Raw genomic sequence first — 4,983 nt, 5'->3', positions numbered from 1 at the left:
GTGCTGGTCGGGGCGCTGGCCGCCGCGGTGATGGCGGGCGCTATTGTCGCTGTGCCCGCGCTGCTGCCCGGGACGCTGGGCGGATGGGGAGGCTCGGGGGCCGGGGCTCCTGCGTCCTCGCTGGCCGACCAGTTCGGCCTGGCGCTCTATGCCGATGCCGACGAGGGCGGTCAGACGGTGAGCATCGCCACGGCGGATGAAGGTATCGTGCCGGTAGGTAGCGAAGGGGGGCCGCGGCCGAGCGCTCTCTCGTACCAGCTGAACCTCGCGTGCGTGGGCGAGGGCATCGAGTCTGTGACCTACGCCATCGACGGTGAGGATGTGTCGTTCGAGCTGATAGAAATGAAAACGCTGGAAGATGGGACGTTCGTGCCGTCGACGTATGCGCCCTCGCAGGAATTCACCCTTGACTACGCCAACCAACAACCTGAGAACCTCCGTCGATCGATCAAGGTCGATCTGCGCACACCGGAAGAGCGCGATTGGCGTGCTCGCCTTGATGACGTCCTCGCGCGTCGGGAAGCAGCGACCGACCCCGCCGAGCTGGAGGCGCTGAACAACGAGGTGATCGAGCTCTCAAACGAACAAAACGATCGTATTAACGGCGAGTTCGATGCACTTCCTCAAGGCGATGATGCGCGCTACGCCGCCATGGACGAGCTCTTCTTCGAAGCATCCTGCGAGGCTGCCCAGAAGATCGGCCGGGCGACGCTTTCGGCCACCGCCACGTTCACCGACGGCACCACCCTCACGCGCCGATACCGCATCGCGCCCGTCGAGAACTTCGAGCAGGTGTTCGCCGACCGTATGGCCGCCAATCGCGAGCAAGGTTGTCCTGACGACGACCCCCGCCTTACCGCTCCGCTGTTCGAGATCACCGAGCTGGCGTAACGTAATCCAACAAAGCTGCCTTCGCCGACAACGAAAAGAGCCCCGGATTCCAGGGCTCTTCCAAGTTCAAATGGTGCGGGTGAAAGGACTTGAACCTTCATGGGGTTGCCCCCATACGGACCTGAACCGTACGCGTCTGCCAATTCCGCCACACCCGCATCTGCTCTCCGACCTCGGTCGAAAGCAAGAACAGATGATACAGGACTTCATCCGGCTATGCAAGACCGAAATTTGCTCCTGCGGAGAAAAACGGCCGATAGCGAGCAATCGCAGAGCTTTCACGCGTCTCCCGCGCTGCGCTCTCCGGGTACGCGCCGCGGAGGCTCCTTACAGGGCGGTGCCGCGCTTCGGCACGTAGAGGCCGGTCAGATCGACGCCCTCGTGCTCCAGCAGCCAGACCTTGCGTGTGATGCCGCCGGCGTAGCCGGTCAGGCTGCCGTCCGAGCCGACCACGCGATGGCAGGGCAGGATGATGGAGATGGGGTTGCGCCCGTTCGCCGTGCCGACGGCGCGCGCCGAGGTCTTCTTCCCGTCGCACTCGCGTGCGATCTGCGCGGCGAGGTCGGCATAAGTGCGCAGCTCGCCGTAGGGGATGCTGGCCAGCAGCTTCCACACGCGCTGCTGGAACGGGGTGCCGCCTGGTTTGAGGGGCAGCGTCGTTACGGGAAGGGGATCGCCGGCGAAGTAGCGGTCGAGCCAGGCGTGCGCCTGAGCGAACACGGGAAGGTCGTCTTGGCGCTCCAAGTTTCCCGCCACCTTGCCGGCGAAGTATTTCTGCCCCTCTATCCACAGGCCGACGATCGCCTCGCCATCGCTCGCTATGATGAGGTCGCCCAGCTCGGCGTGGGGGTACACGGTCGAGTAAAGCATGAGGTCGCGATTCCCTTCCCTGTGCTAAAGCGCCGTGCCCTTCTCGGGGACGAACAGGCCCTCCATGTCCACGCCTTCGTGCTCCAGCAGCCATATCTTGCGCGCCAGGCCGCCGGCGTAGCCGGTCAAGCTGCCGCCCGAGCCCACCACGCGGTGGCACGGGATGATGATGGAGATGGGGTTGTGCCCCACGGCTCCGCCCACGGCCTGGGAAGACATCTTCTCCTTGCCATCCTCCTGCGCGATCTCCCGTGCCAGGTCGCCGTAGGTGCGCACCTGCCCGTAGGGGATCTCCGCCAGCTTGCGCCACACGCGCTGGCGGAACGAGCTGCCGTTGGGCGCCAGCGGCAGCTCGTCTATCGCGGGCCGCTCGCCGGCGAAGTAGCGGTCGAGCCAGCCTTTCGCCTGGGTGAAAACGGGCAGGTCGTCGGCCGGCTCCATCTCGCCGTCCACCGTGCCGCCGAAGTGCTTCTGTCCGGCCATCCACAGCCCCACGATATTCTGGCCGTCGCTCGCGATCGTGATCTCTCCGAATCCGGGGTGGGTGTAGTTAGTCCGATAAACCATGCGCGTTCCTTCCTATTCGGCCAGCGAGTTCCACAGGCACAGCACCGCGTAGCTGCGCCACGGGCGCCACTGCTCGGCCAGCTCCAGCCGTTCCTTCGGTTCCAGGTGGGGCAGGGCGTGCTTCACGCCGGCATCGGTCTCCATGAAGGCGTCGGGATGATTGAGCACCCTCATGGCCAGGTAGTTCGCCGACCACGGGCCGATGCCCTTCACCGCCAGCAGGCGTTCCATCTGCTCCGCCACCACGGCGCCGGCATCGAAGCGCAGGTCGCCGGCCTCCAGCAGCCGCGCGATCTCGGCGATGGTGCGCGAGCGCGTCTTGATGACGCCCAGCACGCCGAGCGCATCCTCGATGGGTTCGAGCGCGGCGACCTCCGCCGCTGTGGGGAACGCGTGCGTGAGCCCCGGGATGCCGGTGTCCATGGGCTTGCCGTAGCGCTCTACGATGCGCGCCGCCAGCCGGTTCGCGGCCACCACCGTCACCTGCTGGCCGAGGACGGCCCGCACGGCCGTCTCGAAGGGGTCGAAACAGCCGGGCACCCGCGTTCCCAGGACTGCCGCGCCCGGAACCGCGTCATCCAGCGAGGCGATGCCCTCGTGCACCGCCTGTGGGTCGCAGTCGACGTCGAACTGGCGGCGCACGCGGGCGATGACCTGCGACGTCACCGGCAGTAGCGACGCGCTCATCGTGACGGCAAGCGCGCCTCGCCGCTCGTCGTCGGCCACGCGCACCCAGCCGAGCACCTCCTCGTCGCCGTGCTGCATGCGCACGACGCGCGCGTAGGCGTGCTCGTCCACCGCTTCCACGCCTTCCAGCTGGCGGGCGCGGAAGAACGCGAGCAGTTCGGCGAAGCGGTACGGCGGACGGTAGCTCAGCGAGAAGGCCACCCGGTCGCCCGACGGCGTGCGCCGTCGGGCGCTCTTGCGCACGGCGGTGGGGGTGAGCCGATAGCGCTCCTTGAACAGGTCGTTGAAGCGCCGCACGCTCTTGAACCCGGCGGCCGCGGCCACCTGGCTTACCGGAAGGTCCGAGTCGGTGAGCAGGCTCTTCGCCAGAAGGAGGCGGCAGGTTTGCAGGTACTGCACCGGCGTCACCTCGAACTCGCGTTGGAAGGCCCGTCGCAGGTGGCGGTCGGTGTAGCCCAGCCGCTCCGCCATGCGCTCGAGGCTCTCGCCGCTCGTGCAGCCCTCGCGCAGCAGCGAGGCCGCCCGCCGCGCGAGGTTCGCGGACGCGTCGGCGATGGAGTGGCCGGGCGCGAGCTCCGGGCGGCACACGAGGCACGGGCGGTATCCGGCAGCCTCCGCCTCGGCCGCTGTCTCGTAGAACGTGCAGTTCTCGTACTTCGGCATGTGCACGTGGCAGACGGGGCGGCAGTACACGCCCGTGGAGGACACGCCCACGAACGCCTGGCCGTCGAATCGCGCATCTTTCGACGCGAACGCCGCGTACAGCGCCCGCTTGCGCGATTCAGGATGGTTGAGGTCCTGCCGCAGGGTGCTCTCCTGTGCTTCTGCCATGGGGTGCCTCCCTCCTTCCGAGTGATCCGCACTGCGAGAGGCGGTGCAGCTGCCGAGCCGCCTCTAAAGTCGCCGTATCATGCAGCGCCGCGCCGCCAGTTGCGGCACCGAACTGCCTCTCCGACAAGAGTCTAGCGTGAAAGGCTGGAGGGAACTAGCCGTTTTCGGACGTCAAGTTGAAACCTCTGTGGAACAACGCCGCATTCGCGCGTCCGGCGCTGTTTCCTGAAGCCTCGCGTTTGCGGCCCGTTCGCCCGGTTCGTCATCTGACGCCGAAAACGCCTGCTGCTGTCAAAAAAGAGCCGGTTTGGCAATCTGGATGTCGGCCTTGGAAGGTCTTCCCTGCGAGGAGCTGGAGAAAGGCCAGGTCGCGTTCAACACTGCACGAGCTTCGGAGTGGCAGCGGTTGCCAAACCGGCTCTTTTTTGACAGTAGCAGGCGTTTTTGCCGACAGGCAGGGAACTGCGGTCAGGCAGGGAACTGCGGTCCGGAAACAGGTCCAGCTAGACCAGAAGCATGACCGCTGGTTTCGAGGAGTACCGCCGCTCGTCCATTCGGCGCTTCTGGGTGGGGAGCATGCAGCGGAGGGGCGAAATGCGCTATCATGATCGGTGCAGGCGCTCGTGTCGCCTGTCGCTTTCTGAAACGAACCCGCAACGACCGCAGAGAAGGCGCATGGCATGCAACCAGCTCATATTGGATCGGTACCGACCCATCGGGGAGTCGCGCTCGGGCGGCTTCGGCACGGTGCGCGTTGCGTGGGACACGCGCATTCAGCGTAAGGTGGCCATCAAGTGCATTGAGCTCGACGAAGTGGATGCCGCGCGCGCGGCGCTGCCGGGTGCCGATGCGGTGCGGCGGCAGCCCTCTGCCCCCGCTCCCGCTCCCGAGCCCGTTGACGCTCGCAGCTATTCCGAACAGGCGGGCACCGGCGCGATGCCGCGCTTCGACGAGGTCGACTGGGACGACGCGCCTTCGTGGGACGAAGCCGAAGACCTGCTCCCTTGGGAAACGCCCGGCGATCTGCCGCCACGGGAAGAGGCCGGTGCCGCCGCTCCGGTGCGCAATCCCGACGACGTTCCGCCCTGGGAGGACCTGCCCGCCGCCCCGCCGCCGCCCCCCGACTTCGAGAGCCCC

The 4,983-nt window shown here is 66.8% G+C and carries 4 protein-coding genes, 1 tRNA gene and 1 pseudogene; 2 read left to right on the top strand and 4 right to left on the bottom strand.

Going from position 1 to position 4,983, the window contains the following annotated elements:
- On the top strand, positions 1 to 891 hold an 891-nt coding region (locus GPA_RS05545; protein WP_041239152.1), incomplete at its 5' end, for a hypothetical protein.
- A gap of 71 nt (positions 892 to 962) precedes the next feature.
- On the opposite strand, the gene GPA_RS05540 is transcribed toward GPA_RS05545, so the two are convergent.
- The 4 genes from GPA_RS05540 to GPA_RS05525 form a co-directional block, all read right to left on the bottom strand.
- Positions 963 to 1,049, bottom strand: a tRNA-Leu gene (locus GPA_RS05540).
- 169 nt (positions 1,050 to 1,218) lie between these two features.
- On the bottom strand, positions 1,219 to 1,761 hold the full coding sequence (locus GPA_RS05535) for a methylated-DNA--[protein]-cysteine S-methyltransferase (RefSeq protein WP_015539223.1): 543 nt from the start codon (positions 1,759 to 1,761) through the stop codon (positions 1,219 to 1,221).
- A 24-nt stretch (positions 1,762 to 1,785) separates the two neighbouring features.
- Entirely contained in the window at positions 1,786 to 2,328 is a 543-nt protein-coding gene (locus GPA_RS05530) for a methylated-DNA--[protein]-cysteine S-methyltransferase (protein ID WP_015539222.1), read from the bottom strand.
- A 12-nt stretch (positions 2,329 to 2,340) separates the two neighbouring features.
- A complete protein-coding gene (locus GPA_RS05525) occupies positions 2,341 to 3,846 on the bottom strand; it encodes an AlkA N-terminal domain-containing protein (RefSeq protein WP_015539221.1) in 1,506 nt (501 codons plus the stop codon).
- Between the two features lie 675 nt (positions 3,847 to 4,521).
- Between GPA_RS05525 and GPA_RS19995 the strand changes: the two are divergent.
- A pseudogene (locus GPA_RS19995) lies at positions 4,522 to 4,983 on the top strand (hypothetical protein); the annotation flags it as partial.

Origin of the sequence: Gordonibacter pamelaeae 7-10-1-b (assembly GCF_000210055.1) — a bacterium.
In the GTDB taxonomy this organism is placed as follows: Bacteria; Actinomycetota; Coriobacteriia; order Coriobacteriales; family Eggerthellaceae; genus Gordonibacter; species Gordonibacter pamelaeae.
This window is presented reverse-complemented; position numbering and strand designations above follow the sequence as displayed.